This is a genomic window from Okeania sp. (assembly GCF_035285525.1).
Taxonomy (GTDB): Bacteria; Cyanobacteriota; Cyanobacteriia; order Cyanobacteriales; family Microcoleaceae; genus Trichodesmium.
In genome coordinates this window covers 1-21,339 of record NZ_JAYKGW010000110.1, presented here as the reverse complement: position 1 = coordinate 21,339, position 21,339 = coordinate 1, and the positions used below count along the sequence as shown (strand labels likewise).

18 protein-coding genes are annotated in these 21,339 nt (G+C 35.0%); 10 read left to right on the top strand and 8 right to left on the bottom strand.

The window, feature by feature from the left end; translation table 11 throughout:
• The first annotated feature begins 631 nt into the window (after positions 1-631).
• From VKJ25_RS10540 to VKJ25_RS10525, 4 genes are all read left to right on the top strand, one after another.
• The gene (locus VKJ25_RS10540) at positions 632-1,504 is read left to right on the top strand and encodes a glycosyltransferase family 2 protein (RefSeq protein WP_324236589.1); all 873 of its coding nucleotides are present in this window, start codon (positions 632-634) and stop codon (positions 1,502-1,504) included.
• Between the two features lie 737 nt (positions 1,505-2,241).
• Positions 2,242-4,149 carry a 1-deoxy-D-xylulose-5-phosphate synthase gene (gene dxs, locus VKJ25_RS10535; protein WP_324236588.1) on the top strand — a complete coding sequence of 636 codons (1,908 nt, stop codon included), beginning with the start codon at positions 2,242-2,244 and terminating at the stop codon, positions 4,147-4,149.
• A 242-nt stretch (positions 4,150-4,391) separates the two neighbouring features.
• A complete protein-coding gene (locus tag VKJ25_RS10530; protein WP_324236587.1) occupies positions 4,392-4,553 on the top strand; it encodes a hypothetical protein in 162 nt (53 codons plus the stop codon).
• An 87-nt stretch (positions 4,554-4,640) separates the two neighbouring features.
• The gene (locus VKJ25_RS10525; RefSeq protein ID WP_324236586.1) at positions 4,641-5,009 is read left to right on the top strand and encodes a hypothetical protein; all 369 of its coding nucleotides are present in this window, start codon (positions 4,641-4,643) and stop codon (positions 5,007-5,009) included.
• Between the two features lie 259 nt (positions 5,010-5,268).
• Here the strand turns inward: VKJ25_RS10525 and VKJ25_RS10520 are convergent, their stop codons facing one another.
• From VKJ25_RS10520 to ileS, 4 genes are all read right to left on the bottom strand, one after another.
• On the bottom strand, positions 5,269-5,907 hold the full coding sequence (locus VKJ25_RS10520) for a Uma2 family endonuclease (RefSeq protein WP_324236585.1): 639 nt from the start codon (positions 5,905-5,907) through the stop codon (positions 5,269-5,271).
• A gap of 353 nt (positions 5,908-6,260) precedes the next feature.
• Positions 6,261-7,049: a thermonuclease family protein gene (locus VKJ25_RS10515; protein ID WP_324236584.1), complete on the bottom strand. Its 789-nt coding sequence runs from the start codon at positions 7,047-7,049 to the stop codon at positions 6,261-6,263.
• Between the two features lie 313 nt (positions 7,050-7,362).
• On the bottom strand, positions 7,363-7,968 hold the full coding sequence (locus VKJ25_RS10510; RefSeq protein ID WP_324236583.1) for a hypothetical protein: 606 nt from the start codon (positions 7,966-7,968) through the stop codon (positions 7,363-7,365).
• Positions 7,969-8,610: 642 nt separating this feature from the next.
• Positions 8,611-11,538, bottom strand: a complete 2,928-nt coding sequence (gene ileS, locus VKJ25_RS10505; protein WP_324236582.1) for an isoleucine--tRNA ligase — start codon at positions 11,536-11,538, stop codon at positions 8,611-8,613.
• Positions 11,539-11,892: 354 nt separating this feature from the next.
• Here ileS and VKJ25_RS10500 point away from each other — a divergent pair, with 354 nt between their 5' ends.
• The 5 genes from VKJ25_RS10500 (at position 11,893) to VKJ25_RS10480 (ending at position 18,054) form a co-directional block, all read left to right on the top strand.
• Positions 11,893-12,885 (top strand): class I SAM-dependent methyltransferase, encoded by a 993-nt coding sequence (locus VKJ25_RS10500; RefSeq protein WP_324236581.1) that lies wholly within the window; start codon positions 11,893-11,895, stop codon positions 12,883-12,885.
• Positions 12,882-13,994, top strand: coding sequence for a 3-phosphoserine/phosphohydroxythreonine transaminase (gene serC, locus VKJ25_RS10495; RefSeq protein WP_324236580.1), 1,113 nt, complete (start codon positions 12,882-12,884; stop codon positions 13,992-13,994). Before VKJ25_RS10500 ends, serC begins: the two co-directional genes overlap by 4 nt.
• A gap of 589 nt (positions 13,995-14,583) precedes the next feature.
• Positions 14,584-15,348 (top strand): NYN domain-containing protein, encoded by a 765-nt coding sequence (locus VKJ25_RS10490; protein ID WP_483143740.1) that lies wholly within the window; start codon positions 14,584-14,586, stop codon positions 15,346-15,348.
• 105 nt (positions 15,349-15,453) lie between these two features.
• The gene (locus tag VKJ25_RS10485; RefSeq protein WP_324236579.1) at positions 15,454-16,494 is read left to right on the top strand and encodes a XamI family restriction endonuclease; all 1,041 of its coding nucleotides are present in this window, start codon (positions 15,454-15,456) and stop codon (positions 16,492-16,494) included.
• 3 nt (positions 16,495-16,497) lie between these two features.
• Entirely contained in the window at positions 16,498-18,054 is a 1,557-nt protein-coding gene (locus VKJ25_RS10480) for an Eco57I restriction-modification methylase domain-containing protein (protein ID WP_324236578.1), read from the top strand.
• Between the two features lie 24 nt (positions 18,055-18,078).
• On the opposite strand, the gene VKJ25_RS10475 is transcribed toward VKJ25_RS10480, so the two are convergent.
• The 4 genes from VKJ25_RS10475 to VKJ25_RS10460 all read right to left on the bottom strand — a co-directional run bounded on the left by VKJ25_RS10475 (position 18,079) and on the right by VKJ25_RS10460 (position 20,673).
• On the bottom strand, positions 18,079-19,215 hold the full coding sequence (locus VKJ25_RS10475; RefSeq protein ID WP_324236577.1) for a restriction endonuclease, SacI family: 1,137 nt from the start codon (positions 19,213-19,215) through the stop codon (positions 18,079-18,081).
• Entirely contained in the window at positions 19,143-20,054 is a 912-nt protein-coding gene (locus VKJ25_RS10470; RefSeq protein ID WP_324236576.1) for a DNA adenine methylase, read from the bottom strand. The genes VKJ25_RS10475 and VKJ25_RS10470 overlap by 73 nt, the downstream gene beginning before the upstream one ends.
• Before the next feature lie 129 nt (positions 20,055-20,183).
• On the bottom strand, positions 20,184-20,381 hold the full coding sequence (locus VKJ25_RS10465) for a hypothetical protein (protein WP_324236575.1): 198 nt from the start codon (positions 20,379-20,381) through the stop codon (positions 20,184-20,186).
• Entirely contained in the window at positions 20,368-20,673 is a 306-nt protein-coding gene (locus VKJ25_RS10460; RefSeq protein ID WP_324236574.1) for a type II toxin-antitoxin system VapC family toxin, read from the bottom strand. Before VKJ25_RS10460 ends, VKJ25_RS10465 begins: the two co-directional genes overlap by 14 nt.
• A 448-nt stretch (positions 20,674-21,121) precedes the next feature.
• Here VKJ25_RS10460 and VKJ25_RS10455 point away from each other — a divergent pair, with 448 nt between their 5' ends.
• Positions 21,122-21,247, top strand: a complete 126-nt coding sequence (locus VKJ25_RS10455; protein WP_324236573.1) for a hypothetical protein — start codon at positions 21,122-21,124, stop codon at positions 21,245-21,247.
• The last annotated feature ends 92 nt before the right edge of the window (positions 21,248-21,339 follow it).

Sequence of the window (21,339 nt, the reverse complement as noted above, 5' to 3'; positions counted from 1 at the left end):
ATGATTGTTCTGACTGGCTCTTCTATAATTCTCATTCCTTCAGCTTTCAGTCTTCTACCTTCACCCATAATACTTTTTAAGCAAGCCCTATTTAGTTCTATAATGAAGGTTTTTCGTACAAGTCTCTTTAAAAATGTAAATATACATCTAAAGATATATGGAGATGTGGGGAATGTCGGCTAAAACCTTTATATATCAATACTTTTATATTTAATCAACCAACCTTATTTAGGGTTTCCTGAAAAAGTATTATGAATAAGGATAAATGGGAGTTATAAGGTAGGCTATCAGGAAAATAGCCTATTTTTTTATACCTATATTCATAACAATATGTTCACTTTTTCAGGTCGCTACAACTGAAAAACTGATACTTTTTATAAATTAAAAATTCATCAAACCTTTATCTATCAATCCTTTTATATTTAATCAGCCAACCTTATTTAATTCAATTAAGTTAAATTAACTTTATCAAATTAGCTTACTTTAGAATTGGGAGATTTTCCTGTGAGTATTAGAAATTTTTAGGGGTGTTTAGTGACCAAACTACTACAGTATTGGATTGTACCAATACTGCCGGATTTGACATTAACTAATTTGATTTTATTAAAAAGAAGTTACTAAAATTCATCGAATGTTCTCAATTTACATACTGACTTACAATGAAGAAATAGATATTGCTGATTGTATAGAGTCAGCAATGTTGTCAGATGACATTATAATACTGGATTCATTTAGTAGTGATCGAACTATAGAAATAGCTGAGTCCTACCCTGTAAGAATAGTCCAACACAAATTTGAAAGTCATGGGCGACAGCGAACATGGATGTTAGAGGAAGTCCCGGCTAAATATGAGTGGGTTTATATCTTAGAAGCAGATGAACGGATGACCCCAGAATTATTCAACGAATGTCTCAAAAAAATCGAAAGTCAAGAATATATTGGATATTATGTTGCAGAACGGGTGATATTTCTGGGAACTTGGATTCGCAATAGCACCCAATATCCCCGCTATCAAATGCGCCTATTTCGCAAAGATAAAGTTTGGTTTAGTGACTATGGTCACACGGAACGAGAAGTTTGTGATGGTCCCACAAGTTTTTTGGGAGAAAGTTATCCCCATTATACCTGTAGTAAAGGTATCTCTCGTTGGATAGAAAAGCACAATCGTTATTCTACAGATGAAGCTGCGGAAACACTTATACAATTAGAAACTGGAAGCGTATCTTGGAAAAACTTATTTTTTGGTGATTCGGAAGTAGAAAGAAGACGGGCTCTCAAAGACTTTTCTCTACGCTTACCTTTTAGACCAATAGTTCGCTTCATTTATATGTATATTTTTCTGAGAGGATTTCTTGATGGCCAGGCCGGGTTGGCTTGGTGTACTTTGCAGGCTTTCTATGAATATCTCATACTTATGAAAGTATGGGAAATAAAGAATATGCATATACCATCATTTACTTCCGATACTGATAGTAGTTCGTCAAAATTAGAAATAGAGGCATAGAAAATAAAATATTATTTAACAGTCGTAAAAACCATTAAATAATATATTAATTAAGGCTGGCTGATTAAATAGAAAAGCACTATTAAATAAAGATTTTAGGCTTTTTAAGTCCGGATTTCTCAGGAACCGTAAAAGTACCTATTTTTTGGCTATTGTCGTCTCAAAATGGTAATATTTAGACCCTGAATATGAGAAAATTTGGCCGTAGCAAATACTCTAAACTGTTTCCTTTTTTAACTAATAGACTTTTTCAGTAAACCCTAATTAAGTTGTGGATTTACAGTCAGTTTCATTAGGATCAGGAGCATTTGATTCTGAGCATTAAACAAAAAGTTGGGTTGTGAATTTAGTTCTTAATTAGTCTTGGATGCGATGGTGTTTCATGTATCTAGCAAAGCCTAAAAAATCAAGATGCTTTATGGTTTAACTTTACCTGTAAATTAACTTTGTATTTGAGTCTTTTCTCTTATTAAGTAGAATTACTTATCACTTAATTGAGATTTACCCAATTACAAAGTTGTTAATTTGTTAATAAAAGCTAACAAAGACTAATAATTACTGCTGAGAAAGGGCATATTTATTTAATTAGGTTAATAATACTTTTATTAACAAATGTTTCACAAAGTTGTATGGGCTAACTCATGGCCGGAAAAAATGACAATTAAGTTCCAAGTTCGCCATCAGAAATACCCCAATTACAACTATAAATTTACACCAGAATCCGAGTAAATTAAGATATGCATTTAAGCCAAATTACTCATCCTAACCAGTTGCACGGTCTTTCAATTCATCAACTAGAAGAAATTGCTAGACAAATACGAGAGAAACATCTAGAAACAGTTGCCACAAGTGGAGGCCATCTAGGTCCGGGGTTAGGAGTCGTAGAGCTGACATTGGGTCTCTACCAAACTCTCGATCTTAATCGCGATAAAGTTATTTGGGATGTAGGCCACCAAGCTTATCCCCATAAACTTATTACAGGTCGATATAACAATTTTCATACCTTGCGACAAAAAAATGGTGTGGCAGGTTATTTAAAACGTTGTGAAAGTAAGTTCGACCATTTTGGCGCTGGTCATGCTTCTACCAGTATTTCTGCTGGTTTGGGGATGGCTTTAGCTAGAGATATGAAAGGAGAGAACTTCAAAGTTGTTTCTATTATTGGGGATGGTGCTTTAACTGGTGGTATGGCATTAGAAGCTATTAACCATGCAGGTCACTTACCCAAAACTAATATCTTGGTGGTGCTGAATGATAATGAGATGTCCATTTCTCCTAACGTGGGTGCGATTTCTCGTTATCTTAATAAAATGCGCTTATCTCCACCGATGCAGTTTCTTCAAGATAATCTGGAGGAACAGTTTAAACATATTCCTTTTGTTGGTGAAACTTTTACACCAGAAATGGAACGGCTTAAAGAAGGGATGAAACGTTTAGCAGTACCAAAAGTCGGGGCTGTAATTGAAGAGTTGGGCTTTACCTACATGGGTCCTGTGGATGGACATAATTTGGAAGAGTTAATTACAACTTTCCAACAAGCGCATAAGATTCATGGACCAGTGTTAGTTCATGTGTCCACAACTAAGGGTAAAGGATACAAAGTTGCAGAAGAGGACCAAGTTGGTTATCATGCTCAGAATCCCTTTAATTTGACTACTGGTAAGGCTATTCCTGCAAATAAGCCGAAGCCTCCTAAGTATTCCAAGGTTTTTGCTCATACTTTGCTGAAACTTGCAGAAGACAATCCCAAAATTATTGGTATTACTGCTGCGATGGCAACTGGTACGGGTTTAGATAAACTTCATGCTAAATTGCCAAAACAATATATAGATGTTGGTATTGCGGAACAGCACGCTGTAACTTTGGCAGCAGGTTTAGCTTGTGAGGGAATGCGGCCAGTGGTTGGTATTTACTCGACTTTCTTGCAGCGAGCTTATGACCAAATTATCCATGATATCTGTATTCAGAAGTTGCCTGTTTTCTTCTGTTTAGACCGCGCTGGTATTGTGGGTGCAGATGGTCCGACTCATCAGGGAATGTATGATATTGCTTATTTACGTTGTATCCCAAATATGGTAGTGATGGCTCCTAAAGATGAGGGTGAGTTACAACGGATGTTGGTGACTGGTATTGAATATACGGATGGGGCGATCGCTATGCGTTATCCTCGTGGTAATGGTTATGGTGTACCTCTGATGGAAGAAGGTTGGGAAGCTATTCCTATTGGTAAGGGTGAAATTCTGCGGAATGGTGATGATGTGCTGATATTGGGTTATGGTGCTATGGTACATCCGGCTATGCAAACAGCAGAAATTTTGGGCGAGCATGGTGTGAGTGCTACTGTGGTAAATGCTCGTTTTGTCAAGCCTTTGGATACAGAGTTAATTCTACCTTTGGCGGAACGTATTGGTCAGGTTGTGACTATGGAAGAAGGTTGTCTGATGGGTGGTTTTGGTTCAGCAGTTACGGAAGCATTGATGGATAATAATGTGCTTGTACCTGTGTTACGTTTGGGTGTACCTGATAAGTTGGTGGATCATGCTAAACCTGATGAGTCTAAGGTTGATTTGGGTTTGACTCCTTCTCAGATGGCGGAACGTATTTTGCAGAGTTTGAAGCCGAAGTTATCGACTGTTAATGTTTAATATTTTTTAGGGTTCGCGCAGAAACTGGGTTTATCGAGTGCTGGCGAACCCAGAAACCCAGAAACCCGGTTTCTCTGAGAAACCGGGTTTCTTTGCGTAAGTTCTAAGATATTTATTACTGAAGCTTCTACCTGTTACCTGTTTCTTTTTCCCTAAAATGTAGTAAGTTTTTGGCTTTATTGGAAAATTGAGATGCACCCAAAATATCAATATATAAGAATTAATATTAATGGAGTCTGGCAATGACTAAAATCAAAATATTACAGGAGGATAAATCTTATACTTTTCGGTCTTATTTTGAGTTACCTTATGAAGCTGATGAAATTTTAGCAGAGTTAAATTATTCGTTAGTTAAATCTCGTTTATCTTTACCAAAGACGACAAAAAAATTAGAAGTTTTATGAGAAATACAGCAAAACATAGAGGATACTTTACCTTTTGTAAATTTAAGTAATGAAACTGCTAGAAGAGAAATTTTAGTCTCTCCAATTTTGTTACAAATTGTTCGTTTTTGTCATTGTCAGTTAAGAATTGAATATGCTTTGATAGTTAACGATTGGTTAAAAGGTAATTTGGATTATTTATTGCGTCATCAAAATGATTTATTAGTTATTGAAGCCAAAAATGACGATTTAACTAGAGGTTTTACTCAGTTAGCTGTAGAGTTAATTGCATTAGCTGAAGTGGAAGAAAATAATATTTTATACGGTGCAGTAACAATGGGAGATGTGTGGCGTTTTGGTAAGTTAAATAAAACCGAAAAACAAATTATACAAGATATTAATTTATTTAAAATACCAGACGATATAAAAGATTTGGGTGAAGTTTTAGTAGGTATTTTGGAAGGAGTAGGAAATTAAAATTTTTACAGCAGTTTTCATTTGGGTAAATTACTAGAAGATTTTGGTTCCAGAAACCGGGTTTCTCAGAGAAACCGGGTTTCTTCCGTGTGAGTCACGGATTTTTCTGCAAAATAAATGTAGAGATGTTCTATGGAATGTTTCTAGATACAAAGTTTATATAATTTTTGAAGATATAAAACTTGTGCAGGGGAACCAGAAACCCGGTTTCTTCAAGAAACCGGGTTTCTTTGCAAAAAGCACTATAATTTTTCAATCATTAAATATTTTGAATTTGGCTAATTAACCAAGCATATATCTGACTCCGGCCTGTTGTTCGACACCGACGCAATGCTTCTTCAAGTAAGCTAAAAGGTAATGGGGGTAAAACTTGTGATTTGTCGATCGCTCTACTCCCACCAGAAACAATTTCAAAAGCAATTAGTTGAGCATAAGCTACATTTACTACCCAGTATTCTCTACAGTTTAGTTTTTCATAAAGCATTCTTTTACTACCAATATCATCAGAAAAAGATGTTTTGGCAATTTCAATTATTAAATCGGGAGGTGGATAAATATTTAGGTCGATAATAGTTGTATCCGGGGGGATAATTTCTGCATTTTCACCAATGTAGAATGCCAAGTCTGGTTGTACTTCTGCTGTACCAATTTTTCGGAAAGAACAGTTAGTAACTCCTACCAGAGGAATAGCTTTAATACCACTGAATAAAGCTACAGCAGCTCCGACAGAAAAGTTATTGTAAGAATGGTCGTAACCTTGGGGAGCCATTTCAATTCTTAGTTGTCCATTGTGATAATAACATTTAGCTTTTTCTTGTTTCTCAACAGTTTGAATGTATTCATCCCAAGTAGCTGTTAGCCAGACATCTATTGGTAATTTGGTTTGGAGGTTGTTCATAAGATTACCTCAATTTTGAATATATTTATTATACTTAGGGTTTGCTGAAAAAGTATGAGTGGTTAAGAATAGAAGTCAGAATCCAGCAATCCTGCAATCCAGAATTCAGGGGGATTATAGAAGAGGTAGTCAGAATAATCGTCCCTTGATTTTCTGACATACTCTTGCCAAAAATACACTCCTTTTTGACTACGAAGAGCCAAAAAACAGGTACTTTTTCCAGATATAAAAAGGCTGAAAACTTGCTTTATAAATCTTTTTATATTTATTCAGCAAGCCCTACCTATTCTTGAGGCTATAGTACATTTATCTATCACAGGCAAGATGCCTGTGTTACACTGAAAAACTAATTATTATACAAATAAATTATTCAGTTCTTTTTTGCATTTATCCTCAAATTCAGGTTGAGTAATTATACCATTTTTTAGGTCTACAAAAAGAGTTGATAAAATTTTATTTTGCTGCTGTAATTTAGACTCGAATTGACTTTCTATTTCAGCTTCTTCTAATTCTTTACTAATATTTTTGAGAAACTTTTTTTGTTTGTTTTTTAGTGAACGAAATAACCAAGGTGCGATAAATTCTGATTGGAGTTCTTGCCATATTCCTCGTTGATTTATTTGAGCATCAGCTTCAGCTAAAAATAACATAATTGCGTTTTCTCTTGGGCATTCACTAATATAATCATAATAAATTCGAGCTAAACCTTCTTGTACTAAAAGGTGTTGCACAAAAGTACCATCTAATAAATAAACTTCTCCAAAAAAACGAGGCGATCGCCCTGGTCTTTTTTCTTCTCCAGTAATTTTAAGTTTAACTTGATTATTACTTTTTTCAACTAATTCTTTGAGTCTTTCTGTGCCTTTTTCTCCCCATTCAAATTGACTACGATAAAGGGGATTTTCATATTTACGGTTCATTTTTTCTACTTGTGAATCTCCCCATCCTTTGGAAGTTTCTGGAGCATCAATATAAACGAAACGAATCGTCATTTCTGTATCAGAATCATTATCAATAACATCAATGGTATCGGCATCTGATACTTTTTTAACTGTGTAAGTTTTTAGAGAATCAAAATATGATGGCGCTGGTAGTTTAATCTGACTTAAGTTAGTTAAAATGTCGTTAATTATTTCTTTCATTATAGTTAGTTAATAATTACAAATTATAATAATCTTACATAGTTATAGTATACAGGAAAGTTTTTTATAACTAATAATTAACAATTAATAATTATCTCTTCTTAATACAGCGCTTCCCGTTGTATTCAGGTACACCCGTGGCCGGCAAGATGCTCCCACTACATTTTTTTTCACCATTTACTCTGTATTTCATAGAGTTCCAAAATTCTGTAAAGAAGAGGATTGACTAAAACGAATTTTTTTCTGGAGGATATCCTAAAAATTTCTGGAGCTTCCCTAAAATTGAAAAGAGCAAGACGTAGAAATTTTCCGTTTAATTTTCTCCAGTCATCCACACGAGATCGCCTAAAATTCGATCTACTGGTGGCAAAGAATAGACATTAAGATCTATAGTCAGAAATGATTCAACTAACTTCATAAACTGCCATTGCATCCCATTACTTACACTACCATAGATTGTAGGAATAGGAGAATTTTGCATTTCATTAAACCGTTGAGCAGCAACCATCTCTGCCATACATTGACCAAACCCTGTTTTCATATCGGTCTTCTTCGCTTCTACCACTACAACTGCTGGTGCTTCAATTTCTATAACTTGCTTCGAGCGAGTTAGCAAAAAATCACAGACCCCATTTAAACCAACTGACTGATCGACATTAAATTCTTCCCCAGAAAAGAGACTAACTTTACGGTCTAACGCTCGTCTTACTTCTAAAAGCACTGGGTAAATAATACCTTCCGAACGTGCTTTTTCACTGCCAGATGTGGCGACAATGGGTAAGGTTTCTTGTAGATAGTCAGAGAGGGTAGGGGAAGGAGCGATCGCTTCAACTTCTGGCAAAAAGCGATCGCCTTCAACTACTGTTAAGTTAAAAGCTGTTTTAACGCTGCTAATGGTGTTGAACTGACTGTAAGACATAGAATAACTTCCAGATAAAAAATTTGTAGGGTGGACAATTTTTAGGGAAATTATATCATGTCCGGTTGAATAATTAGACTTTGGTGGCAGGAAGGCAGAAGGCACTTATGCTGAAGGCACAAGCTTTTTTGCCATTTTCACCTTGATTTTATACACAAACGATACTATTAGAAATTATTTTAATTTTTTTGTTTTTGGTAAACAAATGATATAATACACTATTAGACATCTCCAAAAATAAAAAATAGAATCAATTATTATCCATAAATTATCAATTATTACCCCCTGTTCCCTGTTCCCTGTTCCCTGTTCTCTGTTCCCTATTCCCTGTTCCCTATTCCCTGTTTTCTGGAGATGTTTATTACCGATCAGTTATCAGTTATCAGTTATCAGTTATCAGTTAGTTTCCTAAAATTGAAAAGAACCAGACACGGATGCTACCAAATCATTAGAGTTGTTTGGAAATAAAAAATTAAAACGCTCAAAAGCTTACTATATAAAGCTTTTAAGACTTTAAAATTGAAATCACTATCAACCTTGACTGATAAGGGTTTTAGCGATTTTTTGGGCTGAGTTCCCAACAACTCTATTAATTAATCCGTTTATCCGTGCCCGAATCCGTGTCTAGCTCTAGCTCTCCAGTTAAAATTCTCCTGCTAAAGCAATAACACAACGTTCACAAATTGTGGGGTCTTCTGAGAAAACACCAATATGAGTAGAATAATTCCAACAGCGATCGCATTTATGACCATCTGCTTTAACTACTCCTATTCCTAAAGAATCTGATATAGATTTATATTCTAAATCAGTTAAAGTTTCTGGATTTTCTAATATTTCTACTTGAGAAGTAATAAACAAATAACGTAATTCATCTACTCCATTTCCCGGCATCATTGCTTTAATATCTTTTGCTGTTTCAGGTAAGGTTTCTGTTTCTGCTTTAGGGTTAAAAATTGACATTTTTTCCCGTAATTCCGCATCTTTTATAAACAATAATACTTTTGCTTCTAGAGGCGCACCAATAGCTTTTTCTGCTCTGGCTTTTTCTAATACTTTGTTGACTTCAGTGCGAATTTCTCGTACTTTTTCCCATAAGTTAATTAATTCTGGATTATGCCATTTTTCGTCTAATTTTATCCATCCAGACTCAAATACAGATTTGTAGGGAGTCGGATACGGAAGATTTTGCCAAATATCTTCTGCTGTATGAGGTAAAATTGGAGCGATGGCTTTTGCCAAGTTTTCCACAGCGACAGCTAAAACTGTTTGACAACTACGACGTCTGAAAGCATCCGTTGCACTAATATAAAGTCTGTCTTTAGCAATATCTAAATAAAAATTAGATAAATCTACCACACAGAAATTTTGAATTGTTTGAAAAAAGCGGAAATATTGAAACTTTTCAAAACCATCCTTGATTTCAGCAAATACCTCTGTCATTCGATGCAACATATAACGGTCTAACTCTGGCATTTCTTCATAAGCAACAGCATCTTTTTCTGGATCGAAATCATGGATATTTCCTAATAAAAATCGCGCCGTGTTTCTAATTTTGCGATAAATATCTGCTGTTTGCTTGAGAATATTTTTACCCAGGGGAACATCAGAAGAATAGTCAACCGAAGAAACCCACAAACGCAAAATATCTGCACCATAAGGAGGTTCTTGTTTTTGATTTTTACCGCCTTCGATAACTATTGCCGGATCTACCACATTTCCTAGAGACTTACTCATTTTGCGACCGTTTTCATCCAGCACAAAACCATGAGTCAAAACAGTTTTATATGGTGCAACACCATTAGTCGCAATACTCGTCAACAAACTTGACTGAAACCAACCGCGATGTTGATCCGAACCTTCCAAATATATATCAACCGGATATTTCAAACCTTCCCGTTGTTGAGCAACCGCTGCCCAAGATGAACCAGAATCAAACCAAACATCCATTGTATCCATACCTTTGCGGTACTTATCAGCATCTTGGCGATAGGTTTCCGGTAAAAGTTCCGCTACCGACATTTCCCACCAAGCATCAGAACCTTTTTCCGCAACAATTTTTTGCACATGAGCGATCGTTTCCTCAGTCATCAAAGGTTCCCCAGTTTCCTCGTTATAAAAAACAGGAATAGGAACACCCCAACTTCTTTGTCGAGAAATACACCAATCAGAGCGATCGCTTACCATTGGAGTAATCCGGTTTTCTCCTTGAGCAGGTATCCAGTTAACATTAGCGATCGCCTTAAGTGCTTCATTCCGGAAACCTTCCACAGAAGCAAACCATTGTTCGGTTGCTCGGAAAATAGTCGGTTTTTTGGTACGCCAATCGTAAGGATATTTGTGTTCGTAGGGTTCCTCTTTCAAGAGAGAATGAACATTTTGCAGTGCTTCAATGATGGCAGCATTGCCTTCATCAAGTACCTTTAACCCGGCAAACTCTCCCGCTTCCGCAGTAAATTTTCCATTGCCATCTACAGGTGACAAAATTGGTAAACCATAACGTTGCCCTACAATATAGTCTTCCTGACCGTGACCGGGAGCGGTGTGAACTAAACCTGTACCTGAGTCAGTAGTAACGTAGTCGCCACCAATAACTATTTTACTTTCCCGCTCAAACAGTGGATGTTGGTAAGTGCAGTTTTCTAAGTCTTTACCTTTGACCGTTGCTACAGGAGTTAACGTTGTATTGAGAGTTGCCGACAAACGTTCCACTGCTTCCGCTGCAACTATAAATAATTTGTTTTTTCCCATCGGATAGTCAGCATCAGGTTCAACAATAGCATAATCCAAGTCGGGGTTAACGCTGACTGCCAAGTTACCAGGTATCGTCCAAGGTGTCGTCGTCCAGATCGCAACCCAGAGTTTTTCCAGATAAGGTGTGAGAGACTCTGCAACTGCTTCCGTTAGTTTCGTAATTTTAAAAGCAGCGTAGATACTGGGAGATTTGTGCCCTTCAGGATATTCCAGTTCTGCTTCCGCGAGAGCAGTTTGAGAACTCGGACTCCAATGTACAGGTTTGAGACCACGATAAATGTAGCCTTCCAAAACCATTTTGCCAAAAACCCCAATTTGAGCAGCTTCATATTCTGGAGAAAGAGTCATGTAGGGAGTTTCCCAGTCTCCCCAAACTCCATAACGTTTGAATGACTCCCGTTGTTTGTCTATAGTTTCCAGAGCAAAATCTCTAGCTTTGCGACGCAGTTCGATAGGTGTGAGTTTTGCCCTTTCTGCTGATTTCAGATTTTGAATAACTTTTAATTCGATGGGTAAACCGTGGCAGTCCCAACCAGGAACATAACGTACTTTTCGCCCTTGGAGAATTTGATAGCGATTGATAATATCTTTGAGGATTTTATTCATGGCATGGCCAATATGTAGGTTGCCATTAGCATAAGGTGGGCCATCATGTAGGGTGAAGATTTCCCCTGGGTTAGTTTCTGAGAGACGTTCATAGATTTGTGATTCTGCCCAAAACTTTTGGAGTTCTGGTTCGCGGGTGACTGAGTTTGCCCTCATATTAAAGTTGGTTTGGGGCAGGTTTACAGTGTCTTTATAGGATTTTGCTTCAACCATTAGATTTTAGATTTTTTTGTTAGTATATTCAGAATTTTAGACTTATTTCTTTGTATCATCCATTGTCTAGAAAACTAATAGTGTTTTATATACAAAAAATTTTTAATTTGCCTATATTTTTTATTCGTTATATGATGTGAAATGTCCTAAAAATAAAGTTGGTTCCAGCAAGAGGATTAAACCTTTTTGTTTAAGACTAATAGTAGGGGTATACTTCCATCTTTAGAAATTTGGCATTATTAAATTTTACCTCTAAATTTATAGTGGCCAAGTATCTGGTTGCAGTAGTAGAGATGTTAAATACAGGGTCTCTACAAAATATTACTGTGTGACGTTAATAAAGTAACGAAAATAATGAGCATTGCTTACGAGACAATTTATCAATTTTGGAATACTGCTGTTCTTAGGGCAGGAATAAAATTAGGAATCTTTTCACTCCTGGAAGAAAAGCAACCTTGTTCCGATGAATTTATTATCAAATATTTCAATAGCGACCCCAAATTTACCCGCGCTTTTTTAGAAGCTTGTGTAGTTTTGGGTTTCCTAGAAAAAAATGGGAATGAGTACAAAAACACTCAAGATACATCAGATCGTCTGATACCAGGTAAAGTTGATTATCTGGGTGACTTGGCACTACACATCACAAATTATTGGTCAACTTGGGGAAAGTTAGACCAATTGATTATAGAAGGGCGAACAGAACTACCCTTTGAGAATGGTTTTGTAGATGCTCCGACTTACTGGAGAGACTATATCTACGGACAACATAACCGTGCAGAGTCTGGTCAAATAAACAATCTGATTCAAAATACAGATTTGACAGGACGAAAGAAATTACTTGATGTAGGCGGTGGTATGGGTAGTTATAGCATACCACTTTGCCAAGCTTATCCTAATCTTCAAGTCTGCCTTTTGGATGCAAAAGAACCTTTAGAGTTGGCTCAAAAGCAAGTAGAAGAAAAGAAGGTGAGCGATCGTGTCATTCTCAAAGAGGGAAATTTTCACACTATAGAATTAGATACAGATTATGATGTCGTTCTGATTTCGGGAGTATTCGTTGTTACTAATGAAGAGGAAAACCGTAAAATCTGTGCTCGTGCTTTTGAGGTATTACAACCAGGAGGACTGGTTATTGTGCAAGATTTTACCCAGATAGGGGAAAACAAGGAAAAGCATTTCTTAGACACGATGATGGATATGTATGTGAAAATTGCTTTCAGTCCTCGAGCTGGAGATTTTACGGGTGAAGAAGTTGTTTCTTGGTTGACCAATGTTGGTTTTGAGAATCACAAACAAATTCTTTTACCTACACAGCTAAATATAATTACTGCACAGAAACCTCAATGAAACATAGAAAAGATAGAGTTGACAATTTTTATGCAGGTCCTGGTGCCTTACCTTTACCTGTGCTGGAGCGAGTTCACTCGGAATGGTTTAACTACAATAATACAGGTATGAGTGTGATGGAATTAAGCCATCGCACAGATGAGATTCAGCATATTATTGATGACAGTGCTGCTCGAATTAAGAGAATGATGAATTTGCCCGATGACTTTGAAGTGATATTTCTTCAAGGGGGAGGTTCGCTACAATTTCTGATGGTCCCAATGAATTTATCTCATCCCGGAGATAAGATAGATTATATTGATACCGGATATTGGGCGGAAAAAGCTATTAAAGCAGCTAAAAGTTTGGGTCGAGATTTAAAGATTATTGCTGAATCAGGCGATCACGACCATACTTATGTGCCTAGCTCTGACAGTATTCAAACACGCTCTGGTGCTAAATATTTACATCTTTGCACTAATAATACTGTTGTCGGAACTCAATTTAAGGACTTCCCTGAAGTTCCAATTCCCATAGTTGCTGATATGAGTTCTGACTTTTTGAGTAAGGCGATCGATCCTTCTCCCTGTGCTTGTATATATGCACACGCTCAGAAAAATGTCGGACTTTCAGGGGTGACTGCGGTTGTGATCCGAAAGAGTATTTTGGCAAATAGTCCGGACGATATACCAGAACTTTTAGACTATCGTACCCATATCGAACGCAAGTCTAACTATCATACACCTCCCTGTTTTTCTATCTATATGATGTGGCATATTTTGCGCTGGATAGAGGAAGATATTGGTGGTGTGGAAGCAATGGAGAAGATTAATTGGCAAAAATCTTCTGCTCTCTATGATTTTATTGATGCGACACCTTTATTTAATTGTCCTGTCGAAGTTGAGTCGCGATCGATGATGAATGTAGTTTTTACATTGCCGACAAGAAGCTTGGAACAAGAGTTTATTCAGGAAGCGTTTGCATCTGGACTTGTTGGTGTAGCAGGACATCGTACTAAGGGAGGATGTCGTGTCAGTCTTTATAATGCTGTCACTTTAGATGCAGTTCAACATCTAATCGAATTTATGGACAAGTTTGCTCAAAAAACTAACTATCAAAAATCTGCTTGATTCTATATACAGGACTTACGCAGGAGAACCTAGAAACCCGGTTTCTCGTAGATGTCTATTGCTCAAAACAAGGATTTATCCAGCGAAACCGGGTTTCGCGTGGGTAAGTCCTAATATAGATTCAGTTAGTTCATAATCATTATTTTGGTTTATTGATTGTGATGTTTTTGAACCAGATTTAATATTATAATCTGGAAAAGAAAATGTAGAGACTTTCTTGGGAAAGTCTCTACAAAAGTTTTATAAAAAGTTTTCAGAGTCAAATATATAAACTACAACAAAGTGTGGCAATAACCAATCAAGATGATTAAATTTTCCTCTATACCATCCACAAGCTATTAATTTACTCATTCTTTAAGTTAGACTTTAATTATTATTAAACAATTAGTTCTATAGTATCAGGACTTACGCAGAAGGCCGTTAAACCCTACAACTGATGTATGATTTGATATGCGTGTGTAAGTCCTGATAATTTAGGAATCCTCCGTACTAACTTCAACAGCTTGACGCATTGCTAAAAAAGCTTCTTTGACAAATAATAAGTAATGAACCACCAGAAATAACGTATTTATTTATTGATGGAGGTTATTTGAGAGACAAGTACAAAAAAGCTATTTCTAAATGGTTCAACAATGATGTTGTAGAGTTGAGAAATATTGACTTTTCTGCAGTCAAAAAACATTTTAAAGCTAAAAAAGTTTTCTATTATGACTGCCTTGATGAAATTCAGAATAAAAATGAGAAAGATGAAGATTTTAAAGCTCGTAAATCTAAACAAAAAGATGATTTTAATCAAATCCGTTCTCTGGAAGGATATCACGTTAAGTTAGGAAGTTTAGTAGGTTCTCCAAACAATAAACGTCAAAAAGAAGTCGATGTTTTATTAACAGTAGATATGATGAATCACACGATTCGTAATAATATGACTAATGCAGTTTTAATTGCTGGCGATCGAGATTTTAAACCAGTTGTTGAAAGTCTAGTTAGTATGGGAATGTATGTAAAAATAGCTTCCGATCCTCGTTCAACTTCCTCAGAACTTAGATATGCTGCTGATGATTACATACCCTTATCATTTAATAATTACTATAATTGGTCATCTTCAGAACTGATAAAGAAGTATCCAAAACCCAAAGTTGATCGACAAAGACCTAGTAATGATGCTCACTTACTTAAGCAGGGAAAAGTAAAAATAAAAGGTTACAAGGCAGAATTATTTCAAAAAGATAATGAGTTTATTCTCTTTTTTGAGAAGATAGAAAATGGTTATCCTTTAAGAATAAGTTCAGATATTGAAAATAGACCAGAAATTTATTATTCCATACTTTATGGAAAAGAAATTGAATGGGATTAAATGAATTTATAGCTATAATTATTATAAGGTAAAAATATGAATAAAACAATCAAATTATTAGACTTTGCGTAAGTCCTAAAAATGATAAATCTGTAGGGAAGTTGTATGCAACGTCTCTACTTTGTTTCAACTTCCATTCCGCTTGTAATTAAAATTATTATTTGGAGCTTAAAAGTTTTAGTAATGCCAGTAAATGCAGATAAACCCCATCTGTGGAAAAAAGATATTGCTCAGTCAGTAGATTTCTACAATAATTGGTTTCTTGAGTTTGCCCCAATAACATACAAAGAAACTCGTCTTAGTACCACTCAAAAGGTTGAGTCAACATTAATGTTGACAGCTAATTTAACAAATATCTCACAGGAGATACTGTATCAACACCCATTTATTTTGCCTATATTACGGATGGCAACAGCACCACCTATTGCTCGTGACCGACTCATTGGACTTGCTGATGTACCACCTAATCTTGTTAAAAATATGGAAGAAAAACTAAGAATACCACCACGAATGAATCCAGAACAAATTAATTCTGAGCTTGATAAAATTTGTCTAATTATTATTAGATTGCTAGATAAAGATATCTTTCCTTGGCTCAAAAATGATAGACAACCAACCGATATAGAAGTTAGTAGAGGTGCGACAATTGTTGCTGACCATTTATGTGGTAATATAGCTGACCCTATTATTCGTAATGCTCAAGAAAAAAGGCAACTTTCTACTATAAAAAATTGGTTAGAAAATAGGGGTTATTCTTATATTGAAACTGGCAGTGGTTTACAATTTGATCGACTCAATCCAGGCAGTTTTTCATTTCGGATGAATATATCAGTAAAACAACCTAAAGGTAGCAAACAGATTAATATTCCTATTGATACTATTATTATGCCTTTTAATTCTCAAGTTGGTGAGTTTCCAATATTAATTGAAGCGAAATCAGCAGGCGATTATACAAATACAAATAAAAGACGGAAAGAAGAAGCTATTAAAATTAATCAATTAAGAAATACCTACGGCAAAGGTGTCAATTTTATTTTATTTTTATGTGGCTATTTTGATAGTGGATATTTAGGCTATGAAGCTGCCGAAGGTATAGACTGGATCTGGGAACATCGCATAGATGATTTAGAACTATTTGGAGTGTAGATGATGATAGTAAATCAAACTCAAGAATTAGCCAGAATAAAATTACAAAACCAACTTGATGCAGCTAAAACTCAAGCTGAAAAAAATAAACTTGGTCAGTTTGCTACACCAACAGAACTAGCAAAAGATATCCTTAAATATTGTATAAAGTTTTTACCTAAAGACAAAATTCGTTTTCTCGATCCTGCTTTTGGAACAGGTGCTTTTTATTCTGCCCTATTAAACTTATTTCCTATATCAGAGATTGATGAAGCTATTGGATACGAAATAGATTCTCACTGTGGTCAAGAAGCGAGTCAGCTTTGGAATAAAACAAGATTAAAATTAAATATTGCTGATTTTACAACTTGCATTCCACCAGAATTTGATGCCGCTAAAGCTAATTTAATAATCTGTAATCCTCCCTATATTAGACATCATCATTTAACTAAATATGAAAAGCTAAGATTGCAAAATTTAACAAAAAAGATAACTGGGATAAAGCTCAGTAAATTAGCAGGAATTTATTGTCATTTTCTACTTCTATCTCATGGCTGGATGGCTAAAAATTGTTTGGCTGCATGGTTAATTCCTAGTGGGTTTATGGATGTGAATTATGGACAGCAAATTAGAGATTATTTATTAACTCAAGTAACATTATTGCGAGTTCATTCCTTTGATCCCAAAGATATGCAGTTTAAAAATGTTCTTGTATCTTCTTCAGTAGTTTGGTTTAGAAATAAAATTCCATCAGATAATCATCAAGTTGAGTTTACATATAGTGGTAGCTTAACTAAGCCCAATAAATCTCAATTTATATCTGTTAAAGCACTAAAAAATGTTAACAAATGGACAAATATTTCTCAATTAAATAGCAAGATAAATATCGAGCGTCAGGGAGTAAAATTATCAGAATTATTTACAATCAAACGTGGTTTAGCAACTGGGGCAAATGATTTTTTTATTTTAACGCCAGAACAAATATCGAAATATAAACTTCCTCCAGAATTTTTAACTCCTATTTTACCTAGTCCGCGATATTTTTCAGTTGATGAAATTGAAGCTGATGCTTTAGGTAATCCTATTTTAGAACGTCAGTTATTTCTACTTTCATGCGATATATCAAAGAATGAAATTCAATTTCAATATCCCTCACTTTGGGAGTATCTTCAGATGGGAATAAAAAAGGGAATTAGTAATCGTTATTTGTGTAAACATAGGCGATTATGGTATCAACAGGAATATCGTAAATCATCAGCGTTAGTTTGTACTTATATGGGGCGTCAAAATAGACTCAAAAAAACACCATTTAGATTTATTTTGAATCATTCTCAGGCAACAGCGACAAATGTTTATTTGATTTTGTATCCGAAATTTGAGCTAGAGGATATTTTTAATAAAAAGCCGAATATACTCAGGAAAGTTTGGCAGATTTTGAATCAAATTTCGTTAGATATATTGATAAGTGAAGGCCGAGTTTATGGAGGTGGTTTACATAAGTTAGAGCCTAGAGAGCTTGGTAATGTTCCAGCAGATAAAATTATTGAGATTATACCAAGTTTCAAAAGTTTTGCTCAATAACACTGGAAAGCGCTATAGTATAAATTAGGAATCCTCCATACTAACTTCAACAGCTTGACGCATTGCTAAAAAAGCTTCTTTCAATGGTTGACTAACTGAACTTTCTGGTTCTGCAAGAATTAGTTCTTGATACACTTCTAAAAAATTATTTCTTAACCTATAAAATAAATGGAGAAAATGTCTAATAAATGAAATACAATCCAGAATAACAAATTCTATTCCTCCAGTATTTAAGTATAAATAGCTGGCATATTCTTGAACTTGTGGATTAATTTTTTCAGTAGTAATAAAGATATAGTTATCTATTTTTTTATTAGCTAAAGATAATTTTTGTAATGCTCTATCTATGTCATTATTAGTAACAGATTTATTTTTTATTTCATAACAAGTTACAACCTCATCATTATCCATTAATGTAATTTCTACATCTCCTAATGCACCTGTTTGAATATCCGCAGCATTATGAGAATGAAGAGAAAGTATCCTTTCTTTTAGGTATTTTTCAGCTACTTTATATGCAGCAGCTACTATTAAGACTGGAAGACGACTTGTTCCTTTTAAACTCAAATGTTTTTCGATTAGATTAACTATATCTTCACAAGACAAGAGCAGTGTATCATCTCTAGTAGTATTTAGTGTTTGAATCAATGATTCTAGGCGTTGCTGTCTTTCATTTCTCAGAATAATCAACCAACGAACAGTTTCTGTTAAAAGGTCAAAAGGTAAAACACGGTTATTATAAACATCATCCAATAAATTGAGAATAGCACGATAAAGTTGTGGTGGACGGCCAACAAGATTAAAGTCTTTTGTCAAAGTATTGTTACGGTTTCGTAGAGCAGGTGTAAGAAAAGCTGTTGTATTATTACAAGGCAAATTATACTTACTAATAAAAGGAGTAATATATTGCTCATCATAAGTACGTCCTGAAAAAGCATCATTACTACCTATCTCCGTGTAAGGTTTTCTCACATCTAGTTCTGGTTTATGAATTTTTGCCAGTAAGCAAGACATCAATAATCTTACTCCAGCACGGTTTTTGAGATTTCGGGCAATATATTCTACTTGTTGACTCATTTCGTTGTCATCTATAAAAAACCGGGTAATGTCAGTTGTTGCCCGTCGATAGATGGTTTCAAGGATTTCTTGTGGTTCTGACATTTAATCTCCTGTTCTGATAATTGATAATTTACCCACAAAACTTCAACCCGGTTTTGCTTTTTTCCGTCACTACGAGTATTAGTCGAATGAGCTTTTTTTGCTGGAGCATTAATACAATACCAATCTTGATAGAGTGTATCAAACAATTGACAATGATATCCAGAAATGGCAACTTTACCTTCAACACTATGCAGCACTTCAGCTAATTTTCTGTGTTCGTCATCGGTCATTTCATATCCGTAAGCTTTTTTATCGGTCCGCGAGTCGTGGGGATAGGGTGGATCGCAATAAAAAAGTGTTTCTTCACTATCAAAACGTTTAATAACCTCAATAGCTGGAGAATTTTCAATTTGCACCCGCAGTAACCTTTGCACAATTTCTGATAATCCTTCTACACTACCTAACCAACGGGAAACAGCACCTGCCATTCCTGCTCTGGTTGTCAGTTTACAATGTGCCCAACGTCCTACACTCGCAGTTTGAGCTAATCCTGTTCTGACTTGTCTGGCTCGGACAAAAAAGCGACGCGCACGTTCTAAATCAGAAATTTTTTCTGTAGGTGGTGTCAACGCTATTTTAAATTCTTCTCTAGAAAAAGGAGTAAGAGCGATCTTTTGAATTAGTTCTTCTTGAGAGTCCCGTAACATTCTAAAAAAGTTAACAACTTCTCCATCTAGATCGTTATAGGTTTCCACAGCAGAGGGTTTTCTATTCAATAAAACTGCTGCCGAACCACCAAAAGGTTCACAGTAATGTTGTGTTTCTGGCAACAGTGGTAGTAACCAATCAAGATGATTAAATTTTCCTCCATACCATCCAAAAGCTATTAACTTACTCATTCTTGAAGTGAAATTTTAATTATTATTAAACAGTTAGTTTTTCAGTAGAATAAATGAAGAATAAACCTCATTAAAAAAATAATAACCCTGTAGGGGCGATTCGCGAATCGCCCCTACTCTATTTGAAAATTATACCCGCCCTTCAGAAATACTTTCTTTTCTTTTTTTCAAAGGATTTTTAATTATTTTCCCTTTCCATTCTTGCTCAAATTCCTCTCGTTTTTCTAACCAGTCAGCGAATATTAATTCTGGATCGTAGTTAAAAGCTTTGGCGTGTTCTTCTCGAATTTTGTAAATTTCTTCTAAAATTTCATCAGGTAACATCATAGTTTTTTCGTGCTAATTGATAAGGTGTACAAAATATTGGTAATTCATAGCCAAAGTTAGTGCTAATTTCAGATAATTTTCTCTGAATATTAGCATTAGCAATATGACGACAATTCCATGTTAAAAGATATTCTAAACCATAAACAGTTGCTATAGCAATATGCAATGTATCATTACTAGCTTTAGGGGGAAGATTGGTTTGTTGGAGAAACTGTTCAGCCAAGTCTGTGACAGTTTCATTGGCAAATAGTACGGGAAAATCTTTAATCATTTCTATTCTCTTTTGAGCCATTTATGCTTCCCCTCTCCCTGTTTCATTGATTACTACTTCAGAGAAATATATTTCAAAATTGCTTTGGCAAGTGTCCCACCATTCTCTGGTTACTGCCATATTAGCAGTAACAATTAGATTTTGGCTTGGTCTGGCAGTTAAATAGCCAATAACACTTGTTTATAAGTATAAAGTTTTACTCATTGCTATTTAATTATTGTTCAAATTCACTTTGTTTAAATTTGCTCATAACTATATTTTAACCTAGATTTTATTTATTGTATTAACAATTTAAGATTACTCTGTTTTAAAACTATTGAATTGTTTCCACGATTAGTTTATAATGCCATACCAATTAACTAAAATATCTAAAGTATAGAATTATTGAATAAATAGTAATATGGCTAATAGAGATTTTAATTCTATTGAATATATAAGTCTTGTTAAGCGATCTAAAAAAGGATAAAAAATGACAGAAAAAATAAAAATTACAGAAATTGACGAAAAATCTCCCTATTTGCCAACTGTTATTGAGTTTGGTGATGCTAATAGAAAAACTCTAGGTTTTCTACCTAGAAAAGCTTTTAATAATTAGATTGATTTAAGTGATTTAAAAAAGGATAAAAAATGACAGAAAAAATAAAAATTATAGAAATTGACGAAAAATCTCCCTATTTGCCAACTGTT